The sequence below is a fragment of the Aeromonas sp. s7(2024) genome, assembly GCF_040907825.1.
Taxonomy (GTDB): domain Bacteria; phylum Pseudomonadota; class Gammaproteobacteria; order Enterobacterales; family Aeromonadaceae; genus Aeromonas; species Aeromonas veronii.
In genome coordinates, this window is the sequence record NZ_JBFOCM010000008.1 from 84,695 (window position 1) to 106,819 (window position 22,125).

Annotated in this window: 21 protein-coding genes, 4 tRNA genes and 1 pseudogene; 8 read left to right on the forward strand and 18 right to left on the reverse strand. The window is 49.6% G+C overall.

The annotated features are described in order from the left end of the window. Positions 1–159: 159 nt before the first annotated feature. Positions 160–786, forward strand: coding sequence for a bifunctional 2-polyprenyl-6-hydroxyphenol methylase/3-demethylubiquinol 3-O-methyltransferase UbiG (locus tag AB5Y73_RS02265; protein WP_235655550.1), 627 nt, complete (start codon positions 160–162; stop codon positions 784–786). Continuing rightward, positions 770–1,843 (forward strand): HNH endonuclease, encoded by a 1,074-nt coding sequence (locus AB5Y73_RS02270; protein ID WP_107684946.1) that lies wholly within the window; start codon positions 770–772, stop codon positions 1,841–1,843. Before AB5Y73_RS02265 ends, AB5Y73_RS02270 begins: the two co-directional genes overlap by 17 nt. 44 nt (positions 1,844–1,887) lie before the next feature. On the opposite strand, the gene AB5Y73_RS02275 is transcribed toward AB5Y73_RS02270, so the two are convergent. From AB5Y73_RS02275 to AB5Y73_RS02340, 14 genes are all read right to left on the reverse strand, one after another. Next, positions 1,888–1,963, reverse strand: a tRNA-Asn gene (locus AB5Y73_RS02275). Positions 1,964–2,045: 82 nt separating this feature from the next. Further along, complete coding sequence (locus AB5Y73_RS02280; RefSeq protein WP_107684945.1) at positions 2,046–2,942, reverse strand: HNH endonuclease; 897 nt, start codon at positions 2,940–2,942, stop codon at positions 2,046–2,048. 215 nt (positions 2,943–3,157) lie between these two features. Continuing rightward, positions 3,158–3,520 carry a hypothetical protein gene (locus tag AB5Y73_RS02285; protein ID WP_107684944.1) on the reverse strand — a complete coding sequence of 121 codons (363 nt, stop codon included), beginning with the start codon at positions 3,518–3,520 and terminating at the stop codon, positions 3,158–3,160. Further along, the gene (locus AB5Y73_RS02290) at positions 3,517–5,061 is read right to left on the reverse strand and encodes a hypothetical protein (protein WP_107684943.1); all 1,545 of its coding nucleotides are present in this window, start codon (positions 5,059–5,061) and stop codon (positions 3,517–3,519) included. Before AB5Y73_RS02290 ends, AB5Y73_RS02285 begins: the two co-directional genes overlap by 4 nt. Then, positions 5,061–6,065, reverse strand: a complete 1,005-nt coding sequence (locus AB5Y73_RS02295) for a DNA polymerase (protein WP_181294996.1) — start codon at positions 6,063–6,065, stop codon at positions 5,061–5,063. The genes AB5Y73_RS02290 and AB5Y73_RS02295 overlap by 1 nt, the downstream gene beginning before the upstream one ends. A 37-nt stretch (positions 6,066–6,102) precedes the next feature. Next, on the reverse strand, positions 6,103–6,744 hold the full coding sequence (locus AB5Y73_RS02300) for a hypothetical protein (protein WP_368147258.1): 642 nt from the start codon (positions 6,742–6,744) through the stop codon (positions 6,103–6,105). Positions 6,745–7,356: 612 nt separating this feature from the next. Then, positions 7,357–8,094, reverse strand: a complete 738-nt coding sequence (locus AB5Y73_RS02305; protein WP_107684940.1) for a hypothetical protein — start codon at positions 8,092–8,094, stop codon at positions 7,357–7,359. Beyond that, complete coding sequence (locus tag AB5Y73_RS02310; protein WP_107684939.1) at positions 8,082–8,726, reverse strand: TM2 domain-containing protein; 645 nt, start codon at positions 8,724–8,726, stop codon at positions 8,082–8,084. Before AB5Y73_RS02310 ends, AB5Y73_RS02305 begins: the two co-directional genes overlap by 13 nt. 92 nt (positions 8,727–8,818) lie before the next feature. Continuing rightward, entirely contained in the window at positions 8,819–9,700 is an 882-nt protein-coding gene (locus AB5Y73_RS02315) for a YafY family protein (protein ID WP_279499562.1), read from the reverse strand. Between the two features lie 597 nt (positions 9,701–10,297). Beyond that, positions 10,298–11,530 carry a site-specific integrase gene (locus tag AB5Y73_RS02320; RefSeq protein ID WP_107684937.1) on the reverse strand — a complete coding sequence of 411 codons (1,233 nt, stop codon included), beginning with the start codon at positions 11,528–11,530 and terminating at the stop codon, positions 10,298–10,300. 305 nt (positions 11,531–11,835) lie between these two features. Further along, positions 11,836–12,225: a DUF2787 family protein gene (locus tag AB5Y73_RS02325; protein WP_235655549.1), complete on the reverse strand. Its 390-nt coding sequence runs from the start codon at positions 12,223–12,225 to the stop codon at positions 11,836–11,838. A 116-nt stretch (positions 12,226–12,341) separates the two neighbouring features. Next, positions 12,342–12,839, reverse strand: a complete 498-nt coding sequence (locus AB5Y73_RS02330) for a hypothetical protein (protein WP_107684935.1) — start codon at positions 12,837–12,839, stop codon at positions 12,342–12,344. Between the two features lie 21 nt (positions 12,840–12,860). After that, positions 12,861–13,385: a hypothetical protein gene (locus AB5Y73_RS02335; RefSeq protein WP_107684934.1), complete on the reverse strand. Its 525-nt coding sequence runs from the start codon at positions 13,383–13,385 to the stop codon at positions 12,861–12,863. Between the two features lie 10 nt (positions 13,386–13,395). Further along, positions 13,396–13,614: a hypothetical protein gene (locus tag AB5Y73_RS02340; protein WP_107684933.1), complete on the reverse strand. Its 219-nt coding sequence runs from the start codon at positions 13,612–13,614 to the stop codon at positions 13,396–13,398. 125 nt (positions 13,615–13,739) lie between these two features. On the opposite strand from AB5Y73_RS02340, the gene AB5Y73_RS02345 reads away from it, so the two are divergent. The 3 genes from AB5Y73_RS02345 (at position 13,740) to AB5Y73_RS02355 (ending at position 16,254) form a co-directional block, all read left to right on the forward strand. Beyond that, positions 13,740–14,552: a hypothetical protein gene (locus AB5Y73_RS02345; RefSeq protein ID WP_146163595.1), complete on the forward strand. Its 813-nt coding sequence runs from the start codon at positions 13,740–13,742 to the stop codon at positions 14,550–14,552. Beyond that, positions 14,552–15,493, forward strand: coding sequence for a DUF1848 domain-containing protein (locus AB5Y73_RS02350; RefSeq protein ID WP_107684931.1), 942 nt, complete (start codon positions 14,552–14,554; stop codon positions 15,491–15,493). Before AB5Y73_RS02345 ends, AB5Y73_RS02350 begins: the two co-directional genes overlap by 1 nt. Positions 15,494–15,576: 83 nt before the next feature. Further along, positions 15,577–16,254 (forward strand): hypothetical protein, encoded by a 678-nt coding sequence (locus tag AB5Y73_RS02355; RefSeq protein WP_279499564.1) that lies wholly within the window; start codon positions 15,577–15,579, stop codon positions 16,252–16,254. 513 nt (positions 16,255–16,767) lie between these two features. Here AB5Y73_RS02355 and AB5Y73_RS02360 read toward each other — a convergent pair. The 4 genes and pseudogenes from AB5Y73_RS02360 to AB5Y73_RS02375 form a co-directional block, all read right to left on the reverse strand. Beyond that, a pseudogene (locus AB5Y73_RS02360) lies at positions 16,768–17,067 on the reverse strand (transposase); the annotation flags it as partial. Positions 17,068–17,382: 315 nt separating this feature from the next. Continuing rightward, a complete protein-coding gene (locus AB5Y73_RS02365) occupies positions 17,383–17,736 on the reverse strand; it encodes a hypothetical protein (protein WP_139493810.1) in 354 nt (117 codons plus the stop codon). Between the two features lie 809 nt (positions 17,737–18,545). Next, a tRNA-Asn gene (locus tag AB5Y73_RS02370) sits at positions 18,546–18,621 on the reverse strand. 2 nt (positions 18,622–18,623) lie between these two features. Then, positions 18,624–18,699 (reverse strand) — tRNA-Asn (locus tag AB5Y73_RS02375). Positions 18,700–19,186: 487 nt separating this feature from the next. Between AB5Y73_RS02375 and dauA the strand changes: the two genes are divergently transcribed. The 3 genes from dauA to recR all read left to right on the forward strand — a co-directional run bounded on the left by dauA (position 19,187) and on the right by recR (position 21,982). After that, a complete protein-coding gene (dauA, locus tag AB5Y73_RS02380) occupies positions 19,187–20,923 on the forward strand; it encodes a C4-dicarboxylic acid transporter DauA (RefSeq protein WP_107684928.1) in 1,737 nt (578 codons plus the stop codon). A gap of 183 nt (positions 20,924–21,106) precedes the next feature. Beyond that, positions 21,107–21,194, forward strand: a tRNA-Ser gene (locus AB5Y73_RS02385). Between the two features lie 185 nt (positions 21,195–21,379). After that, entirely contained in the window at positions 21,380–21,982 is a 603-nt protein-coding gene (gene recR / locus AB5Y73_RS02390; protein ID WP_005352677.1) for a recombination mediator RecR, read from the forward strand. Positions 21,983–22,125: the final 143 nt, after the last annotated feature.

Below are 22,125 nucleotides of genomic sequence, written 5' to 3' on the forward strand. Positions count from 1 at the left end.
ATTCAGAGCCCTCTGGTCTCAGTTCTTTTGGCTGGCATCCCGTTTTGGTAAATGTCCCTGCATCCTTAATGGCTCATGTTTGGAAAGTGTCGTCCTTGTCATGGTCAACCCACTGATCTTGTGAGACTATTTCCCTTCCTTCTCCAATCGGAACGCATTGTGTCCCTCGATTACTACCAGCGCCACGCCACCGAATTGGCGACCCGTTACCAGCAGGTATCTGCTCGCGCTGTTCACGGCGACTGGCTCACTCTGCTGGAACCTTGGTTTTTGGCTGCGCCGCGCAGGTTGCTCGATGTGGGGGCTGGCAGTGGTCGTGATGCCGCGTTTTTAGCCGGGCTCCATCGGGGCCACTGTGTGGTCGCTGTCGAGCCCTGTCAGGCACTCGCTCTACAGGGGCAATGTCATACCCGTGAGGCTGCGGTGACGTGGGTCAATGATGCTATGCCGGCTCTCTCTCGCGTGACGGGCACTTTTGATCTGATTTTGCTCAGTGCTGTCTGGATGCATCTACCCCCGAAGTCTCGTCCCTTGGCGCTGGCACGTCTTCATGAGCTGCTCTCACCAGATGGTTATCTGGTACTGAGTCTGCGCCTGGTTATCTCGGAGCAGGAGATGCGGGAGCGAGCCATGTATCCGGTAGCTGTCGATGAAGTGGAGCGGCTTGCATTGGAGGGGGGGATGACACTGCTCCATGTGTCAGAACCACAGGGGGATGCCTTGGCGCGTAGCGGCTTGAGTTGGCAGAGTCTGATCCTTGGAGGCGAACATGCACGCTTCCCCTGAGCAGCAACTCTCTTTTATTGCCTATCTGCAACGCATCTTTACCGAAGGCGACTTTGTTGCCACTTACAAGTGCGCCTTGCTTCACGGGATTGCAGATATCGCAATTGAGCGCAGTACCGAGACCCATGAGCTGATGGCGGCGCGCACTATTACGCTGGACGAACTGGCCACCACGTTTGTGGAGCTCTATTGGCAGCACAGTCTGCCCTACTCGGCGACGGGAGAAACGGCCACCTTGCTCAAACAGAGCAGCGGTCGTCAGGCCATCATGCTGACGGAGTTGTCCCGGCTGCGTGAAGAGGGGGTCCGCTCGGTAACTGCACTGCGTCGTCACGACGCCTGGCGGCCTCTTCTTGCCCGAGTTCGGCGCATCCTTGTTGAGGGACCCTTGTGGCGTCTGCAGATCCTGGGTGGGCGAGAGGAGTGCCACCTCTATCCGCACCAAAGGGGCGCGGATCATATCTGCCTTAACCCCGGCATTCTCTACTGTCTCCACCGCTTTTACGATCTGGTGGTCTCCCTCTCCCGACAGCATTGGTTACAGCTTATCTGCGACATCAAGGGTAATCAGCCACTGATTGGCCCCAGTGTGGGGTTGGAGAATTTTCTATTTGGTTCAAGCCGTCAGGCGCTGGGGCGAGTAGGAGAGGTATTGAGGGACTTGCAGGGGGGAACCTGTTTTTACTGTAACAAGGCGATACACGGGAGTGGTGAGGTAGACCATTTCATCCCCTGGCGTCGTTATCCAATCGATTTGGGCCACAACTTCGTACTGGCACACGCCAACTGTAATCGGAGCAAACGGGATTTTCTTGCCGCTCCCGAGCACAGGGATGCTTGGTACGAGCAGAATATCCTGATTCACGGGGCGTACCTCTCAGACGAGCTGGCCCATCTGGTAAGCGTCGACGCCGAGCGTTCTACTGCTATCGCCACTTGGGCCTATCAGCAAGCACTCCGTGAGCATGCCAGGTTGTGGCGTGGTATTGACCTATTTGTGGACGTGACAGCCCCCAGTGTGGGGATGAGTAATCTAGGCTTCTCTAGACTCTTCTGAGGCAGATACGAAAAAACCCAGCCAAAAGGCTGGGCTTTAGAATTTGGCTCCCTCGACAGGACTTGAACCTGTGACATACGGATTAACAGTCCGCCGTTCTACCGACTGAACTACGAGGGAATTGGCTCCTCCTACTGGACTTCATTCATTTATCAACGGATTGGGATAACCGCCAAAGGGAAATAGGTGTATCACTCGATATTCAAGCTAATGTTTGCATGGAGTGAACTCCAGTTTTAACATCAAATTTATATAAAATGATTTCTTCTGTATTGAATGAGCTATTCGTTTCCGTGAATTTCAATGATGATAAAAAACCAAATACCATTACATTGCAGATATTTCCACTGATTACAACCCAGACATTATCCTTGTCTAATAGATGCTCTAATACTTTATTCTCTATGAAATTAAAAGACAGTTCCTGCTTTAATTCTTGTTCAAAAAGCGACTCGCTTATATTAGATGCAACTGAATCATAAATGTAATGATGACCAAAATGATAAACAAGTAGCTCATACGAAATTTTTAAATGAAGAAGTAGGGTGTCTTTTAGGTCAATAATGAAATTTCCAGAAAGGGTTGGCTGTGTGACAAATGTCTCTTTTTCAGCATTTTCAAGTATTTTTCCCGCTGCATGATAGCATTGCGTATCGGAGTAGCTTTTTCCTTTTTCTGCATAAACACGCTGTAACTTTTTTGCGAGCATGCTTTTGGCTTTATGCTGATCCTGTTTATCAATTTTTAGGATTATATCTAACCCATCATCATCTTCAATAATATCGATATTAGGTAAAGTTATAACTCTGTTGTCGTCATTGACTCTAACTTTGCCTAAAGATGGATGGTCATATAAACCAGAAAATGCTGAGGTCGTTTTCTTTGATTTACCAGAAATGTTGTAGACTTGTTTGCTAAGTTTAAAAATAAAACTGTTAGATAAGCGTCCCTCAAAACCATGACCAAACCTGCTATTACATATTTTACAAACATTCTTTGCAGTAAGAGTTCCACCAATGAATTCTGGGACTATATGTTCGTCTGTTAATGGATTATCCTTCGTGATCGGGTTCTTATCTAAGCAAATAATACAGTTCACGGTTTATACCTCATTTTGAGAGGCTTGACGTTTCACCATGTGACAACCAGCCATTTCATGTCTGTATAAAAAAACAGTATAGCATTATCTTAGCCGATTAAAATGATCTAGATAAAAGGGGACGCATCGGCGGGTGGAACAATTTGATCAAAAGAGGCATCGAATGTTTGTCGCGTAAAAAAGCCCCAGCTGTTACGCTGGGGCAAGTGTTGTTACTACTTCCGCTTAGGTTTTGCCTCCCTACGCTCAAACTTCACTTCGGGGTAGCGTTCCTCTAGGATGTCGTACAAGGCATTAAGCACCTGCACTCGCCCCCTGCACTTGAGGCTGTAGGTCCAGGCTTTCAGCCGAGCTTCCTCACAGGGGCCGAAATGGTTGATGAATAAGACTCTGAACAAGTCCCAGAGCTCATCAGTGGGGTAGACGGTCTTGGTCTGCCTGAGTTTGTTCTTGGCGAACAGGCGGACCTCGATTTTCTCGGCCAGTATCACTGCGGGGTGCTTCTTGGGCTTAACATCTTGGGTCGTCTGCAGTTTGGCAAGAATATCTCGCAAACAGTCTGTCGGTTGCATACTCATCCGAGCAACTCCTCTGTGTTGTCAAAGTCACTTGCATGGGTAGCATCGACGTGTGGGGACGAACTCGACGGGACTGCAGGATGTTCCGTCACCTCGACGCCATCGTCACGACTTTGACTCGTTTTTGGCTCAAACCAGACGTTGTAGTACCGATCAGTGGCCCGTCCACGGATGACATGCACTCCGTTGCTAGTAAGGGCATCTAGTAGTACATGTAGCTTCCGAGACATAGCGGCTGCACTTTTGGGCATGTCTGACCCAAGACCGACAGACGTTTGGGCTTCCAAAGCGCTGAGCAACTCATGGGGAGTACCGTGCCAAGGATTGCTCTTGGAGTAACGCTGAGCAAAGGTGGACAAGGAAACGAAGAGAGAGTCATCCACAACACCCGCTACCTTTGCTTGTTCAACGTTCTGTTTGTATGCCTCTTGTAGTACTCCTGCTTCTTGGCCAAGCACAGCTTCTAAACCAGCAACCCAAAGAGAGAAATCCGCCATGCGGCTTCGATAGAGTACCTTTGCAGAGCCTTTCGCAGCAATGATCTTGGCTGTTAATGTATGTAATGTATAAATTAAGGACGGTAGCTGCTCGTCGAGTTTTGCCGACAATTCAGATTCTGAGCATCTCGCTTCATCCGGTATTGACTTGAGAGTGATATTCAGACATCGACTAACTAGGTCGCTTTCCGTTACAAAAGTATGTATACCGTTCAATACAAGAGCGCAGCGCATATCCATGCTGAACTCTTCACCATCAGTGTATAATTTACGACCAGCAAGAGATCCCCCAGTGGCGACGACACAGAGACCATCGCTCAGTTCCTGACGTATAAATCGCAGGTTATCGTAAATCAGCACATGGTTATTCTGAGATGAAATCGCGATATCTTTGATGTTTTTCGGCATTGCTTGGCTAGGTACTGCACATGGGTCAACTAACTGCCTAATAATTTTGTTGCACATAAAGGACTTACCCGAACCCGCTGGTGCTTTTACCACTAGTATCGGATACGGTAGCTGGGCAGCTTTGGGGGTAGAGATTGTATATGTCAGCCACGCCAGCAACAGCAGCTTCTGTGCGTTGTTATTGCAGTTGAACAAGTTCAGCAATGCTTTGATATCAAACTTCTGGACTAACTCTGGCATAGCCAGCATGGTATTAGTTTCAGTGAAGAAAATTCCTTCTGGCAGCGTGGAGACAACGCTGATACCCGTCCCCATATTCTGGAGAAAACGACCGTTACCCAAATTGTATATGTACCCTTCAAGATAAGGTGCCACTCTGTTGTGAACAACAACAGGCTGTGCATCTTCAAAGGCAAAGGCTGCAATTTCATCCAACACATCTTTTAGCCTATTTTCGTTGAGGCGTTCGCCGCGACTTCTTGCGAAGGAGCGAATGGATGCTATGACTCTATCGGATTTGTGTGTATGGCATATCCCTGGTTGATTTTCATACACAACGTAAGGGCCCTTATAGAGCTTAACCGTAGCCAGATATGCTGTACTGAATTCAACCGCATCAAATTTCTTGCTCACCATCACACTACCCCCACTTGACCATCGAAAACACCATCCACCTTCACATTCAGCTCAAAACCGTCCAGCACTAAGGCGCTAGCTTGCTTGAGCACAGTGATCGCTTTCGCTATCTGCTGTTCTTGTTCAGCAATTGGAACACGCAAGAGAAAGCTGTCGTGGATAGTGAGGCGTAGGTCGATACCCGCATCTACTAGGCCGATAACTGCACGGCGGAGGATGTCAGCTCCTGTGGCTTGGACGGGCCAGTTGCGTACTGAGAGGGGGGCACTAAGGGGCGTCACTCTGGCCGCCCAATCTAAGCAACTGACAAAACCATTTTTGAAGGCAAGCTGTGAGCGTCGGTTCAGCTCTTGGTCAACCAAGTGAAAGATTTCAGCGAGGGCTAGCCAGTAACGCTGGGCTTCTGCCAAGGGTATGCCATGTTCCTTGGCATAGGAGTCAGAACGTTGGCCATACAGATAGGGGAGCAGCATACCTTTAATGCGTCCCCGATTTAAACCAGCGAGGTCGCGGTGTTTTCTCATACTTTCGTACAAGTCGGCTTGTCGATAAATGGCCTGAATCTCGTGGGCACTGGCAAGGCAGGCTGAGATGATGGGCTCTTGGTTCATATAATCGAGCAAGACGTACTGGTATCCGGGAGCAGGATTTAGCACCTCGGACCATAAATTCTTCTTGAAAGAAGAGAGGCTTGGACCGATGTTTGTGGTTCGACCAGTCGTCGTATGAAATGGTACTGAGCAGTTCCTGAGATTGTTGTTTGAAAGCAACATATTGTTAACTCTCATCATTTGCACAACAAGGTTTGTATCTTGTTGACGGGTTTTAGCTAGTAGCGAGAGATTAAACGGGCGCATTTCTACGCCCTTGGTATCGATAAATGCATTGGCTTTGGCGTATAGATATGGGGTCTGGTTACGAATAAGAGGAGTTAAATGCTCGTCGGATGACGAATAGCGGGGATTTAGATGGGTAATATATTTGTATGTGGGGATAGCATTCAATAACAATCTTTGTCTATATGACTCAGCAAAATTACGTTCAGAGGAGTGCATTAATGCTGTCGATGTTAATGTCAATATTAAGCAAGTCATCATATGAAGATGATGCTGTTATTAATTCATTTTCAATAGTAGTTGGAATAATAGCATTGTACTGTTCACTCCCCTCACTATCTGGGAGACTAAAATACCTTTTAAATATTGGATCTTCACGATGTTCTATGATCGAGTCTGCAAAGGCTAGATGTAACATATGATCTAGTTCAACATCTCCAATTGGTTCTATATCATGGTCTGTGAATGTAGTAAATTCATATGCATCAGTTAGGCGGGTGACAGAGAATACCTCTGAGTCAGCTTCAAGAGCTTGTCGCTTCGAAATACTGTATTTGTCAGACGCAAGCATATTTACTTGCATGATACCAGTCGGACCCAACTGGAATCGAAAGGGAACGAAACAGTATAGCTTCGCGGCATCACCTAAGTCTTTTGCTAGGTCCTCATTAACAAGATAAAAGCGGCGTAACGCCGAAGTCTTGTCGTTAAGGGCAAAAAAATATAGAGCCTGGGCACGTTCGATCCGAAACCTCACCAAATCAGGGGGCAACTGGAATAATTGCTTCTGTATGAGAGCCGTGGGGTTAATGCTAAAGGTTCTCAATTTTTCGAGAATTAGAGTCATAAGATAACCTCAAATGGAGAATGGGTGAGTTTATTTATGCTCTCTAACAAACGTTAAACGTTCAGAGAGTTTTTTTAAATTGTTAAAGAGCGTATTTCGTGATAATTACCTGCCAAAATGAAATGACACAGGCAACATATAAACTATACTGATGATGCTAAGCGCTCAGCACCTCCAGCGAGATGAATGTTACCAAATCCAAAAGGATGTGCAAGCATAAATTCACTATAAAAATGCCCGCGAACGATTAGTTAAATAATATTTAAAATATTTCCTGAGTTGCATCGATTTAAATATGGAAGGCATTATAGTTAGAAATGCAAAACAATGGCCCAGAGGCTGTTGTTTTTATTTTTGGCTTCCATTGAAGCTATCTTTTTCTAGGACGCTTGTTGCGGAATTGTATGTGTTATGTTGCCTGGTGAAAGGGTTGATGGAACGATACTGGCGTAGATCGCGTGAAGAAAATTTGGGGTGTAAGTCGTGACGGCGGTGGCGAGGCGTCGAACTACCCCCCGTCGAGCCGACACCACCGTCGCGATTTTTACTCTTTTGGTAGGTACTGACCGAAAAAAAGGCGGGATCTCTCCCGCCTCTGTCACTAACCTAGCACTACTCATACAAACTGACGCTGCAATCCTCTCTGGATGCCATACAGTCTCGGGCTGGGCTGCCATCTGGTTCAATCTGATAGATCCGCTCCTTTTCGACCCTATACATAGCTGAGCTTGTCTTGAGGGGGATGGCGAACGGGCCTTTCCAATCCACCGAGCAGCTTGGCTCCTGGAACTTGCCATTGTCGTCCATCAGGGATGCCCCACAGCTTTCGATCACCGTCTGGCCGTTCTGTTGAATCGTGATGTATCGCTCTGTGCCACTTCCACCTGCAAAGTTAAAGCTGCGCTTGCCGATGAAGGGGAGGGGCTGTTTCCCACGTAGAGCTGTTTGGGGAGCAGCTTCTTCTTTTGCTGCTTCACACATCTTGTCCAGCAGGGCATCAATCATGACATCCGGTTGTGGCTGGCCATTTACCTCCAAGGCTTCCACGCTGAATTCTTCACCTTGAACCCACATCTGAAGCAGGCCACGGACAGGTCTATCTCCATATGTGAATGTGCCACTCACGTTGACCAGCTTGCGGCCATCAGCGGCTTTGCCTGCCGACCACTCGGGATCCTTAAAGAAGCTATCGGCCTGCTGCTCTAAGGTCACGCCTGGACAGCTTTCCAGTTCTCCCCCTTTCACGGTCAGTTCGTCCCATTTACTGAGCAATCCGGCTTGAGCCGCTGGTGCCATCAGCAGTGAAACACTGGCTGCCAGAACGAGCCTCTTTACCCTTACCATACCCATTGAAATGCCCTCACTGCCTGATAGTTGTAACGCTTGTCGAATTCTTCTTGGGATAGACAAAGTACCTTGATGAACTCGACCAGAGAGAGCAGAACCGGGATCCCTGTGGTGCAAGCGGCCAGATAGATCAGACCCCAGCCCCAGTTACCGGCATAGAACTTGTGCAGGCCAATTCCACCACCAAAGAAGACCAACAGGGCCATCAAGACCTTTCGCTTACCTCTATGGTGAACGGTGCCTCCCGCTGGTGCTGATTGAGTTGAAGCTGGAATCGACGCCTGCTCACGGATAGGCCACGCGGCTACATCGATAGGTGAGGGAAGCACTTCAGCGATCGCCTTTGCCTTCTTCTTGGCGGTGCCCCATGTGTCGATCGCATCAACGAAGGAGCCAGTCAGCGATAGCTCAACAATCCCTTCTTCTGGTGAACTGAAATGGACTGTCACGCGCAATCCGAATGGATTGATACCGTACTTCCAGGATGCTTCCAGTGTTCCCTTGGCTCGGTCAGCAACCTTGATAGTGCCCCCCTCTGCTTGCAGGTGAGCGGCTACGTGTTCGAAGACTGTTTCATAGTCTTCATGACTGCGTAGAACGAGGTCTGATAGCGTAGTTATCGTGGGAGATCCCATGTTTTTGCTCCTTGTTGGTTGAACTACAGATAGTGGTGATTTGCCCCGACAGGTGGTGTCGGGGATTGAAATAAGTGGTGTGAAAATGTGGCTTACATCCGGTTAAGCAGGGTCTTGAGGTCACGTTTGACCAACGCTTGGATCCCCGCAGGGCTGATCACCTCAAGGTGCGGCAGGTACGTTTTGATCACAGGCAGCAGCTGTGCACCATCGAAAACGCGGCTTGCCAGCAAGATGCTGCCGTCCTCCAGCTCTCTGATAAGAGCCTGCTCGGGAAGGATGTTCCTGAGCTTGAATTCGTGGGCGATAGGCGCGGCTGCCTTGATCACCACTTCGTGAGTAGGGATGGCCTCTTGCTCGATGAGGTGTTGAAGAAGTTGCTGCTGTGACTCGCTGATCGCTGCTGGCATTTCTATCTGCTGGAGGTTGGCGATACTCGACAAGGGTTCGATAAATGGCGTATCCGCCGTTACCCCTGCCAAGTACCAGCGGCCCCGCTTATTGACCAAGCGGTATGGCTCAATCTCTTGCTCTGCTTGCTCACCGACCCATGACAGCCTGACTTTGAGCTGTTGGCTGATTGCCTTGGCAAGTGGCTTTAGCCATTGGTGATGGTTGTCGTCTTCATCGAGTTGAAAGCCGGAAAGGACGAATACAGGTGTTGATGCTGGGTTGAGCCAGAGCTTGATCAGACTTTCGTGATCATCCGGGAACAATGCTTTGGCCCCGAGTTGCTCGCATAGTCTCAAAATGGCAGGTGTGGTGGTTCTCCCCAGATAGCTGGGGTCAAGCCAATAGGTTTGTCCGTCACGTTCCAGCGGCAGATAAGCCAATCTAACGTTCAGGTCTCGCTGGATAGTACGAGCCGAGACGTTGAACTCATGGGCTAGCTCGGAGATCACCAACCGCTGCCCGTTGTTGAGCTTGGTCAGGATCACGCCGAGGCGTTGGGCTAGGGTGTCGTGTTCTGCCATCCAAGGAAGCATCGTTGTCAAAGGTGTCCTAGTGTCGCGTAAGCGCCCGACAGGGCGTGTCGAGCCGGAATTTTCACGACGTGCAGGATTTTGGATAAGCAGAGTTGATATAGCGGCGGGCGAGTTGTTATCTACTGCAGGGGTAACTGGAAAGCACATGGATGAATGTGCTGGCACCACGGTACTATCGCAGATGTCTGACTGAGTTGACGGTAAATCTAGGGGATGGGGAACTGCGTAACGTCTGTAGGTCATCGGGTATCATCCAGAGCTGCACAAACCTTTGCTGCAAAGCAAATAGGTTAATCAAAAGGTTGATTTTTGATGTACGGTGCAACACTGGAGTCCCTACAACGCTAAGCGCGATCTAGAAGGGACGGCAAGTGCCTGTAAACGCCACTGCTCAAATCATATAAAACGTCTACGTGTGAGACCTTACCTAAGTATGGTGTTATAAATCAAGGGGTTTTTCGTCGATTAGGGTAACTCAACTGGCGGTTTTTTCTTGTTGCATGAAGCGTTTTGACAATATGCTGGCGGTCGCGTCGAGGCGTCGAGTTTGTCCGTCAGCTCGCCACGACCGTCGGCATTTTTCCCCTAAATTTCTCCGTTTGGGCTGAGTTGGGGTAGGGCTGAGTGTACCGTGTTGCTGGGTATCAACGCCTGTTCCACACAGTTGGCCACTTGGGTACTGGTGTGCCTCAGCCTGCTGGCGTGCAGGTGGGCATATCGTTGGCTGGTCTGGCTGCTGGCATGGCCCAACTGAGCTTGCACGTCATACAAGGTTCCACCACTTGAGACGATCAAGGCTGCGACTGAGTGGCGACAGGTATGGATACAGACTGGCCCCTCAATCCTCGCCCGCTTGAGCATCCGGTTAAATGGTCTGGTAACGTTGTTCAGCGGCTGGCCCTGTTTCTGTCCTGGAAACAGATAGGGGTTTCCTTCGATAGGGTGGGTCTCCTTGAGGATCTGCATGGCCATATGGTTGAGGTGAAGGATCCGGCTTTTCCCATTCTTGGTGTGGGGGATGAACAGGGTCAGCTGGGATTGATCGAGGTGTTCCCACTTGGCCAGCCTCAACTCGTCCTTACGCAACCCTGTCAGCAACAGCAGTTTGACGTACTGACCGGCATAACGGTTTTCATCGATATCCGCAGCCATAAACAGCCGTCTGATCTCCCCTTTGTCCAGATAGCGGGTGCGTTGGTTGTTCTCAGTCAGGCTCTTGAGGTGTCTCATTGGGTGTTGCTCCAGATAACCCATTCGAACGCTCCAAGTCAGGATCGCTTTAAGCAAAGTGGTGATCCGGTTGTTGGTGGCTGGCTTTACCTTGCCCAGCAAGTTGGTCTGTAGGGCCTGGCCTTGCTCAAGCTTTATCTCTGACAGTAATCGTGATCCCAAGGCGGGTTTTAAGTGGTCACGAAAGCGTTGAGCATCATCCTTCCATGAGCGTTTGTGGTGCATGGCATAGGGGAAGTAATGCTGCTCAAACAACTCGGTCAGGGTGAGTTCCTGCCGCTTATCTTCCTTCTGTTGCTTGGGGTCGATGCCTTGCGAAAGCAGCCGTTTATAGTCTGTGGCGATCTCTCTGGCCGTGTTCAGGTCTACATCGGGGAAGCGGCCTATGGATATAGCCCGTTTACGTCCTTGCCAGAGATAGCGAAGCAGGAATTTCTTGGAACCTTCACCTTTGCCTACCAGACATTTAAAGCCTGGGATCTGGGTGTCACTGTATTCGGCTTCAGTTGATCTGGCATGGGGTGGGTTCGGTGGTAGCGCCTCAATGGCTTTTTGAGTGAAGCGAAATCGGGAGGGAGAATTTGCCATCGTCTGTCTCCTGTCATTTGATGAGTGGGGTAGGGCTGGTCTGTCCAAGAAAAAACAGCACAGGGATGTCAATTCCTTGTGCTGCCGAGGTGAGATTGGGGATTGGCTGAGCCTAATGTTGGTCTCAGGCCGGAGGTGGAACAGGGCTTGGCCTTCTTCCGGTCGATATCTGGTCTTCTGGGTGGGAAAATTCGCCAAACGTAGAAATTTGCCGTCGGTGGCGACGAGCTGACGAATTGACCTAAACGGTTCCCGACGCTCCGTCGCCACCGACGCGACTTTTTCAGCTTTTTGCCTGAACTGGATCAGTCAGGTGTCACCGTCAGGGTGAATACGTCCATCTGGGCATAACAGCAAAAGCTCTGCTGCCAGACGTCAAACCATTCATTCACCTCTGCCGGGGAAATCTCTCCCATGATCGAATGGGTGTACTCTTCGATGCTGAAATCGAAATCCAACTCTTTGGCCAACTCGGTACACCAGCCTTGGCCTACATACGCAAAGTCGGTGACGTAGCGCAGATGCCAGCCGTCATCCCAGCGTTCAAGACGGATCTCGACAGGGTGATAGCCTCCGGTTGTTGCGCTGTAGTCAGGATCTCGATAGTTGAGGGTCAGTGCTGCTGGTATGGTGCCATTCGGGATCTCGTTTGGGAAATCCTCCAGCGCCGAGCTGATGGCCTGCTCAAGTAGCATTTGCAGATCGTGACTTATCCTCACAGGTAAGCCCGTGATAACGAGGGTCGGTTTCATATCTTGGTTCTCGTTGAGATTGAGTAAAAGGGGTTGGGGAGAGTAGGAGGATGGAACGGTTACTGAGCTGCGTTGGTCTCTGCTGGCAGCTTGGTCTTAAGTCCATCGAACCACTCGGTATGTTTACCCGTGATCAGATGGTCGAACCGCACGTCAGGTGCAGCCTTGGTCAACTCCAGATGGCGCAGCACGGCAGCTAGGAACCCCGCGTTATTGCTGCTGCCCTTGAAGTTCCAGATCACCTTGAACAAGCCAGAGGTAAATGCCTTGTCCGGTTGTTGCTCGTTTAGCAGATCGACGACTTGTGCCAGCACGAACCATTCCTTGGAACAGAGGCCACCACCACTGCTACCTGTCAGACGGATCAACAGTTCAGCCTGTTCGGGTTCATGGCCAATCTCATAGCCCACGGTAGTTGTAGAGCCTGGCGAAAGGAGGGTGGCTACGCCACTGACCAAGACCACCTTGGCTGGTGATGCTTGTATGCCATCAAACTTAGCTGTGGCAGTCGTATTTACTTGCTGTTTGGCTGCTTGCTTATCGGTTTTGGTATTCATGCTTAGCGTCCTTCGAGATAGTCAGATAGTTGATTTCAGGTAGATAGTGGTGCCCAAATCAGGCGAGGTTTGATCTGGCTTGAGCGAGAAGGCCAGATGCTGGAATACAGGGAGTGGCGCAGACAAGGCATCAAACGGTGAGCCATAGCCAGAGAAGCGATATGGCTCCCATGCTTCGACAGCGGGGAGGGGCAGCCAGAACACGGCATCTTCAGCACAGTCGATCAGCTTGATAGTTCCTGCAGCTAACCGCCAGTAGTCAGCGTAGTACCCGTTGTCGTCATCCCATACTGACTCGCCAGTATGGGATGCTATCGAGATCAAGACTTCAGGCGCTTCGCTGTGCAGGGACTTGGCCTTGAGCACGGTCGCCTCTTTGACCACGACCAGCAGCACAGGCTGATTTTCATCTGGTAGGAACTCAGGAACATACATACCGTTTGTGATGACTTCCTGCATCAGCCAGCTCAGCGTTTGCCAGCTGTAGGCATACCCCTTGAGCGTTTCGTGAGATGCGTATTTCCCTTCTTGAATGAACTCATCCATAGTTGCTCCCTCAGTCCGCTGGCCCAGTGATGTAGCCGATAGTACCGCCGATGATGGTGCCTGCGACTGCTCCAGGGATACCGCCTTTGGCACCGATGCCAGCTCCGGTGATGGCTCCTTTGACCGCTCCCTTGGTACTGCCCTTGACCGTGAAATCGACACTGCCGTCTCTCATTGGCTTGATGCTGACTGCGGCGTATTGCTTGCTCAAAATGTGACGGATAACCATGTTTTTTCCTTTGGAATGTGAATATGAAAGGCTCTGAGTGTTTGGGATTAACATGGATTTAATATATATTTGAAGAACTTGTTCGTTCGGGTATTGTGGAGAAAAAATTATTTATTGGGATAGATATGGACACCTTAATTAAAGAATTGTTCGATGAAATCGATTTTGAGCAGTTTTCTGGTTGTGAAAAAGTGTCACCTGGTGCGACCTCATGTGCCAGATGTTGTGCAAGGCAATATTTTGATGGCAATGAAATAGACTACTCATGTGAACAGAAAATGAAAGTGTATGCCGTTAGATATTATCCTGTTCATATGGAGGAAATTGCTACGGCTGTTGATTCATCCTTACACATGAATGGTGTCGAGGATATTTTATTAACTAGGGATTTATCTATCCTCTCATTAGGTGGGGGGCCGGGCTCCGATATATTGGGGATAAGAAAGAGAATCCGAGGTTATGCTAGTATTGACTCAAAAAACACTTATAAAGTATCATTTACCAGAATTGAAGTTAATCCTATCTGGGATAATATATTCTATAGGGCTGTAGCGTTGGGGACAACCACACAAAACCTCAGTGAAGAGTACAAAACTATACATCATGATTTAACTTTAAATGAGAGTGTGGTCTTACCAAAGCAGGATATAATCCTCATGTCTTATTTGATGTCAGAACTTTCTGATGCTGAGGCTTATATGCTTGCTCATAGAGTTAAGGGTTTAATGAAGTCAAACGCTCTCATAATTATAAACGACAGACCAGAAGATGCTGTGAAGAATAGAATAAAAAAATTCTTGGATATTATTTTGCCGAGCGAGTCAAAGGAGCATTACTTTACATATTGGGGTGGATTTACATATCCTGAAGACATTAAAAATAAAATGGAGCCAAAATTGAATATGAATGTGGTTTCATTTATCTCGGTGAGGCGTTGATGATTCTTAGCGCAAGTAGAAGGACAGATATCCCAGCATTTTATACTCCATGGTTTATGAATAGAGTCAGGGAGGGTTTTCTACTTGTAAGAAATCCATTTAATGCGCATCAGATTTCTAGAATATCTCTACTCCCATCGGAAGTGGATGCAATCGTGTTTTGGACAAGAAATCCCCAAATGCTTATGAAGCATCTGGATGAACTTGACTCGTTAGGATATAGGTATTACTTCCAATATACAATTACGGGTTATCCGAAACTATTGGAGCATTCTGTACCTAGGCCACATAGGGCAATAGCGACATTCTCTGAATTAAGTGATCGGATTGGTAAAGAACGCGTGATTTGGCGCTATGATCCCATACTGTTGTCAAATATTGTAGATTTAGATGAACATAAGCGACTATTTAAAAAAATAGCATCTATGCTTGAGGGGAAAACTAATCGGGTTGTCATTAGCTTCGCAGATCTTTACAAAAAAACAGAAAAAAATTTGGATGTTATATCTGAGCTGAAATATAAAGATATTTTGCATGAGCAACAATCAGTATTAGACCTGTCATCTTATATGTCTGAGGTAGCATCTGCGCATGGTATGGAGATCGAATCATGTGCTGAAGGTCTAGATCTTTCACAGGTAGGGGTCTCACATGGGAAATGTATTGATGATGCTCTTCTAATGAAATTGTTTGGGATTTCGTTAAGTGAAAGAAAAGACAGTGGTCAGCGAGCCGAGTGTGGTTGTATTAAAAGTGTTGATATAGGTGTTTATAACACTTGCTTGCATGGATGTTCATATTGTTATGCCACATATAGTCAATCATCTGTTTTAAAGAATAAGGCAAAACATGATCCTAGAAGTCCATTTTTGATTGGTGGTACAGAGGGGGTGTCCACTGAGCTATTACGTCCTGAAGTAATACAAGGTAGTCTGTTTTGATTTGGGTATGGGTAAGTGTTATGTGCGGTTTCGTTTTCTAGATATTATTATTTCTGGGGTTGGAAGGTACTATGTGCAGCATAATGAATACTGAAAAGGATTGCTTGCCGGAGCGTTTTCATCGTAGAGGTTCCGAGATCAGACGTGAATTACTCACTGAGTATGACATTGTACCTATCGCACATTTTAAACTCCTCCCTGGGCAGGAAAAATATAGTTACTCAGGTTATGTGCTTAAAGAGCGTTACTATTGTTTTCAATTTACACATAGGGAAAGTGGCGCAGTAGGTTCTTTTTTATGTGGGTATAAAGCGGCAGAAGATTTTCTATTATTGCTTGAGATTGGGCCGATTTCAATATTTAACCCGCTTCGGTCTGAAAATTTTGGTACAGGTACAGGTACAGGTACAGGTACAGGTACAGAGGTACCTTTAAAGACGATAAAGATTAATGAAAGTAAGCAACTTTTCGTTGATGCAGCAAGGCTATTAATGATGCTTTGGGATAGTGCTAGCAAAGGAATGACACCTTTAGCATTAGCCCTACAGGGAGCTATCAAAGCAGGAATGGATAAACCTGTAGAATACAGACATGTACTGACGGTCAACACGATATTGGCTAAAAGTGGAAGGACATTAACAAAGCACTTAGAGTATGCACGCCTACGGTATGTCACCATTAAATTCAAAGACTATGATTTTGAACCGCTTAATAAAGTTGTGGAGCGAGCAAAATATAAAAATCATCCTCCATTTTTTTAGTTAAGTTCTTTGTTTGAATATTCCGATTTACATTTATTTTCGTGTCTTGGCGATGGTTGTGGTCAGAACCATCATATCCATTTGCGGAGGCATTCTTTATTTAATCTGCTGCCTCAACTGTGCGACGGAACTAGTCAATTCCATTTACCTGTAACTTCCCATCAACCACGTTTACGCAGCTATCTCTAGTCGATCGGCTCACAGCAACACGGCTACTATCCCTAGAACTGCCTTGGTCAGGGCCTAGTATTCTCAAGATCTCATCCTGGGTCAGCTCGCCAATACTCTTGGTCGCCATGCAAACAACTCCTTTTAAATGCAAAAGTTTTTGTGAACAGGCAGTCTGCCATAGTTTGGGTTTCATTCAATACATGGGATACCCAAAGGAGCCATTTCTGACAGAGATGGCAGGGTGAGCTGCCGGGGGAGGGGGCGAGGGATTTACTGGGGATTTTGCGTGAAATTTGCCGACGCTCGCGTCGGCGTGACGGTCCGACGCCTCGTCGGCATCGACGCGACTTTCTCTGTGCGAACGCACTTGCTGACACTGCTATAGTCTGGTACGCACCTTGGCACATCCATCAGCCCAAATAATGAACCGAATAGTCCCTAGGTAGCTTGTAGAGTGAGGCTGAGCATATCCTTGAGTGTGCAGATAGTTTGGTCAGTGTAGAGCTGACTGAGGCCCCGTTGCTCATGATGCAACCAACAGTTCATTACGGCGGTATCAACCCAGAAGGTGAGAGCGCTACGATAAATCTGATACTTGTTGTATTGAAAGCAGTTGGTGATGGAGTAACACGCCTTGCACATGCGTGCTGACCTGCTAATCAGAGTCCCCTCGGTTGGCTTTACTTGGATTGCTGCGATTTGGAAAGCAATAGCGATGTTACCTACACCCTCAGTCAGCGTAACGATGAAATATGCCGTAAATTGCCGTCTTTATCGAAAAATACCATTTAAACCGATTGAAGGTATAGCTCAAGTAGAGAGCATGAGCTTATACAAAGGCTTGTCGCACCTTATCCTAAGAGTTCACTGCGGGGTGATGAGTTTTGACGACTGTAAGGGGCCAGCTGAATGCCTGTACCATCGATGGCAAAAAAATGGCACTGTAAACGGCAAAAATTACCCAACTAAATTGTCAATAGCCTTTTTGAGCACTAAATCTCTTTGTTGCTTATAATCTTTCAATTTAATTGAATCATCAGTTGTGATTGACTTTGATTGTATTTCCATTGCATCTATTTTCTTGACAAGATCATTGTATCGATTACGGTCAAAGCCTAGGTATTTATCCACTAGATTTTGTGAAGCTATCTTAGTTGTAAGGCCTTGATTATCTACATAATTATCTCTGGATAACCCTCTTTTGAGATAATCGTAAGTAAGTGGTTGGCGATTCTGATACAAAGCGTGTTCAAGTAACGCTTGAGTAACATTTCTATTGCTGGTGTCAGACGGCGTTTTTTGTTGCTCCATGACCTTCATTGTGGCTCGAGCCATCAAGAGAGTATGGGGGAGTTTATGGCTTTTTATATACATGGCAATCATCCCATGGGAAATCGGTGACAAGAGCAAGCAAATTACAGGCCAATAATGTTTCCTCCTCATTACTTTAATATTGTTTCATGTGTTATTTGTGGTGATGCATGTGATACGTTCGCATGGTCTGAGCAAATATGTTACTTATAGATAGAGTGAAGGTTGTCATGACACTTTAGTTCTGTGTGAGAAACGTCTATTTCGTGTGGAGGGAGATAGATATTGCCGACGGTCGCGTCGTCGTGACGACCCGTCACCTCGTCTGCATCGACGCGACTTTGCACAACTTGGCAAACTTCAGCTACAGCCCAAAAGACCGGATATGCCCCAGAGCTGCTCCGGTCTTGCCCACTAACCATTCCTCTTCCCTTGCTCTTGGTGGGCGTCTCCATCTTTCAATCTACGCTATCTCCACGCCAGAGCCACTTGCTCCGGTCTGAGCATCCCCATGGTCTCCCAGCAGAAAGACCGGAAGCTGTGACCGGAGGGTTTTTCTGGGGGGATTTACGTCAGGGGAGGGTATGACTTCTGGTTTGGGCTAAATCGTGACCCATTTACCAGCTGAGCTGACCGGATAGGGACCGGAGTAATCGTCAGTCGAATTTGAGTTGAGAGAAAACAGGGAGAGTGGAGCGTTCACTGCGAGGGGAATGTGGCAGAGCAAGCGGTGAGGCATAGCTGGCTCGGCTTGAAACTATGAAGAGATAGATATGAAAAAGCCCAGTTCGAAAACTGGGCTTCAAATGTGGCTCCCTCGACAGGACTTGAACCTGTGACATACGGATTAACAGTCCGCCGTTCTACCGACTGAACTACGAGGGAATTGGCTCCTCCTACTGGACTTGAACCAGTGACATACGGATTAACAGTCCGCCGTTCTACCGACTGAACTAAGGAGGAATTGCCTGTCTCGTTAAGACGGGGCGAATATTAATGACCAGGGCGGCGGGTGTCAACCCGCGAATTTCCCGAAAACCGGATTTTCGGACTGTTTGACCAAAAGTTGTGCTTTGCGGTTTATTTTCAGCACAATCAGTCTCTTGCCATCACCGCCCCCAACCGACGCAGGGGTTATTGGCTCGGTTCGCATCAACCTGATGATGCCAGTATGATGTCGCGAACGTGCTGGCAACTCGATGAGGCTCAAATGGTAATCTTTGTGGCAAAAAGGGGGAGAGCAGGAGCCAAGATCGGCGATTTGGCGGCAAATAGGCCAAATAATGGGTGAGCGCGCGTTTCATTGATCCTGCCCATCGAAAAAATGGCCCGTCTGGAGTAAGGTTACGCAGGATACCATCGCCGCGTCGACAGCCCTGCCGGCCCTTGATGATGATCGGGCGCCGGATCTCTCCGGCCTTTATCTCCCTCTTCTGGTATTACGATATACATGCACAAGCAAGCCTCTTTAAATAGCGTGAAGCTCGCCATAGCCTTACGCCAGTCCTGTATTGATGAACCCTATAGCATGGCCCGCTTCGGCCGTGATCTTATCGCCGGTGTGACGGTGGGCATCATCGCCATCCCGCTCGCCATGGCGCTGGCCATCGCCAGCGGTGTACCGCCGCAACACGGTCTCTATACCGCCATCATTGCCGGTATCGTGATCGCCGTGACCGGTGGCTCCCGTTACTCCATCTCCGGCCCGACCGCTGCCTTTGTAGTGATCCTCTACCCGGTCGCCCAGCAGTTCGGGGTTGGTGGTCTGTTGATGGCGACGCTCATCTCAGGCCTCTTTCTGGTGGCGATGGGGATGGCCCGTCTTGGCCGCCTTATCGAGTACATTCCCCCGTCAGTGACGCTGGGTTTTACCGGTGGTATCGCCATCGTGATCGCCACCTTGCAGATCAAGGACTTCTTCGGCCTGAGCGTGCCCGAGATGCCGGAAACCTATCTGGGCAAGGTCGAGGCGCTGGCCGCTGCCCTGCCAAGCTGGCAGTGGGGCGATACCCTGGTGGGGGTCGCAACGCTGGCTGTGCTGCTGCTCTGGCCGCGCCTGCGTCTGCCGGTGCCCGGCCACTTGCCCGCGGTGCTGGTCGGGGTAGGTCTGGGTTTTGGCCTCCATTACTTTGGGGTGGATGTGGCCACCATCGGCAGCAAGTTCAGCTATACCCTGGCCGATGGCACCCAGGGGATGGGGATCCCGCCCATCGCACCGACCCTGGTGATGCCCTGGGCCTTGCCCGGACCGGATGGCTTGCCAGTTGAATGGAACCTGGCGGCTGTTGAGCGGCTGCTGCCTGCCGCCTTCTCCATGGCAATGCTGGGGGCGATCGAGTCGCTGCTCTGCGCCGTGGTGCTCGATGGGATGACCGGTCGCAAACACAGCTCCAACGCCGAGCTGGTAGGGCAGGGGCTTGGCAACATCTTCGCTCCCTTCTTTGGCGGCATTACCGCTACCGCAGCCATCGCCCGCTCTGCCGCCAACGTGCGTGCCGGCGCTACGTCCCCTATCTCGGGGATTGTTCATGCGCTGGTGGTGCTGGCTGCCATTCTGGTGCTGGCCCCCTGGCTCTCCTGGTTGCCGCTCTCGGCCATGGCTGCCTTGTTGCTGATCGTGGCCTGGAACATGAGTGAAGCGCACAAGGTGTTGGAGCTGATCCGTCGCGCGCCCAAATCCGATGTGCTGGTGCTGCTGGTCTGCCTGTCGCTCACCGTCATTTTCGACATGGTCATCGCCATCACTTTCGGGGTGATCCTGGCATCCCTGCTCTTTATGCGCGAAATCGCCAAGATGACCAAACTGCACGATTTGGCCGAGCACAAGCGCTATGCCCATGAGGTGCCGAACAATGGCCTGCTCTACAAGATCAACGGCCCGCTCTTCTTCGCAGCGGCCGAACGGGTCTTTGCCGAGCTGGAATCACAAGTGAAAGGGCACAAGGTGCTGGTGTTGCAGATGGAGGCGGTTTCCATCCTCGATGCGGGCGGCCTGTCTGCCTTCCTCCACTTTGGCAAGCAGATGGCTAAAGCCGGTGTCGAGTTGCGGGTGGCCGAGTTGCAGTTCCAACCGCTCAAGACCCTGGCACGCGCCAAGGTACGGCCGCAGCCCGGCAAGCTGGAATTTTACGGCTCGCTGGAAGAGGCGCTCAAAGGTGAACATTTGCACGAAGCGGCAGTAAATTGATTGAAAGGGATACGAAACGGCATATTTTTGGTCACTTGGTTCGGATATTGAGCAAACAAACGCAAAAAGTAAAAAATTGCATTGACCAAAAGCCATCGTATCCCTTACATTACGCCCCGTCGCCGCGGCATGGTCCGCCAGCGAATGTGCAGCTCAAGCACATAAAGCAGTGAGCAAAAATTTGGTGAGGTGTCCGAGTGGCTGAAGGAGCACGCCTGGAAAGTGTGTATACGGCAACGTATCGAGGGTTCGAATCCCTCCCTCACCGCCAAATTGCAAAGCCCTGATGGAAACATCGGGGCTTTTTGCTATCCGCGTTTTTAGCGGGCTCTGTGGGCAAGCCGATGGCGATGGGCGGCGGGCTCGGGTATAGTCCTGCGCCAATGGCGTTATCTTGTTTTGCTGACCCGTCGTGGCCCTGGTGGTGGCGAGGGGCAGGCCCGTGTAAGGAGTGTTATGAAGTTCAGTCCCCTGCTCGATGAGATGATGAAAGCCCTGCAGGTATTGCCGGGGGTGGGGCCCAAGTCTGCCCAGCGGATGGCCTTTACCCTGCTCGAGCGTGAGCGCAGCGGTGGTTTGCGGCTGGCCCAGTTGCTCTCCCGCGCCCTGACCGAGATCGGTCATTGCAGCCACTGCCGCACCTTTACCGAGAACGATCGCTGCGATATCTGCGCCAATCCCAAGCGGGAAGAGAATGGCCTTCTCTGTGTGGTGGAGAGTCCGGCGGACGTGGCCGCCATCGAGCAGACCGGCCAGTTTTCCGGTCGTTACTTCGTGCTGATGGGCCATCTGTCGCCACTCGATGGCATCGGCCCGGAGGAGCTGGGGCTCGATATTCTCGAGCGCCGTCTAAAGGAAGAGCACATCAGCGAGCTGATCCTCGCCACCAATCCCACCATTGAAGGGGATGCCACCGCCTGGTATATCGCCGATATGGCCCGCACCGCCGGGGTGGAGGTGAGCCGCATCGCCCACGGGGTGCCGGTGGGGGGCGAGCTGGAGCTGGTGGATGGCACTACGCTCTCCCACTCCCTGATGGGGCGCCAGCGCCTCAAGTAAGGGGCGGGTGGCGGCAGGCAAGTCGCGAAAAACTGAACATAAAATCGGCGGTTACACGCCAACAGGGGGGCGAATGAGCGGGATTGCACACTCGCCCCCTTGATATTTGGATCGCTGTCCCCATCTAGGTTGGGCATATGTTC

Coding starts and splice junctions, on each gene's coding strand:
- AB5Y73_RS02270 (WP_107684946.1), top strand. CDS start 770: ATGCACGCTTCCCCTGAGCAGCAACTCTCTTTTATTGCCTATCTGCAA.
- AB5Y73_RS02285 (WP_107684944.1), bottom strand. CDS start 3,520: ATGAGTATGCAACCGACAGACTGTTTGCGAGATATTCTTGCCAAACTG.
- AB5Y73_RS02290 (WP_107684943.1), bottom strand. CDS start 5,061: ATGGTGAGCAAGAAATTTGATGCGGTTGAATTCAGTACAGCATATCTG.
- AB5Y73_RS02300 (WP_368147258.1), bottom strand. CDS start 6,744: ATGACTCTAATTCTCGAAAAATTGAGAACCTTTAGCATTAACCCCACG.
- AB5Y73_RS02305 (WP_107684940.1), bottom strand. CDS start 8,094: ATGGGTATGGTAAGGGTAAAGAGGCTCGTTCTGGCAGCCAGTGTTTCA.
- AB5Y73_RS02310 (WP_107684939.1), bottom strand. CDS start 8,726: ATGGGATCTCCCACGATAACTACGCTATCAGACCTCGTTCTACGCAGT.
- AB5Y73_RS02315 (WP_279499562.1), bottom strand. CDS start 9,700: ATGGCAGAACACGACACCCTAGCCCAACGCCTCGGCGTGATCCTGACC.
- AB5Y73_RS02320 (WP_107684937.1), bottom strand. CDS start 11,530: ATGGCAAATTCTCCCTCCCGATTTCGCTTCACTCAAAAAGCCATTGAG.
- AB5Y73_RS02325 (WP_235655549.1), bottom strand. CDS start 12,225: ATGCTACTTGAGCAGGCCATCAGCTCGGCGCTGGAGGATTTCCCAAAC.
- AB5Y73_RS02330 (WP_107684935.1), bottom strand. CDS start 12,839: ATGAATACCAAAACCGATAAGCAAGCAGCCAAACAGCAAGTAAATACG.
- AB5Y73_RS02335 (WP_107684934.1), bottom strand. CDS start 13,385: ATGGATGAGTTCATTCAAGAAGGGAAATACGCATCTCACGAAACGCTC.
- AB5Y73_RS02340 (WP_107684933.1), bottom strand. CDS start 13,614: ATGGTTATCCGTCACATTTTGAGCAAGCAATACGCCGCAGTCAGCATC.
- AB5Y73_RS02345 (WP_146163595.1), top strand. CDS start 13,740: ATGGACACCTTAATTAAAGAATTGTTCGATGAAATCGATTTTGAGCAG.
- AB5Y73_RS02350 (WP_107684931.1), top strand. CDS start 14,552: ATGATTCTTAGCGCAAGTAGAAGGACAGATATCCCAGCATTTTATACT.
- AB5Y73_RS02355 (WP_279499564.1), top strand. CDS start 15,577: ATGAATACTGAAAAGGATTGCTTGCCGGAGCGTTTTCATCGTAGAGGT.
- AB5Y73_RS02365 (WP_139493810.1), bottom strand. CDS start 17,736: ATGGAGCAACAAAAAACGCCGTCTGACACCAGCAATAGAAATGTTACT.
- dauA (WP_107684928.1), top strand. CDS start 19,187: ATGCACAAGCAAGCCTCTTTAAATAGCGTGAAGCTCGCCATAGCCTTA.
- recR (WP_005352677.1), top strand. CDS start 21,380: ATGAAGTTCAGTCCCCTGCTCGATGAGATGATGAAAGCCCTGCAGGTA.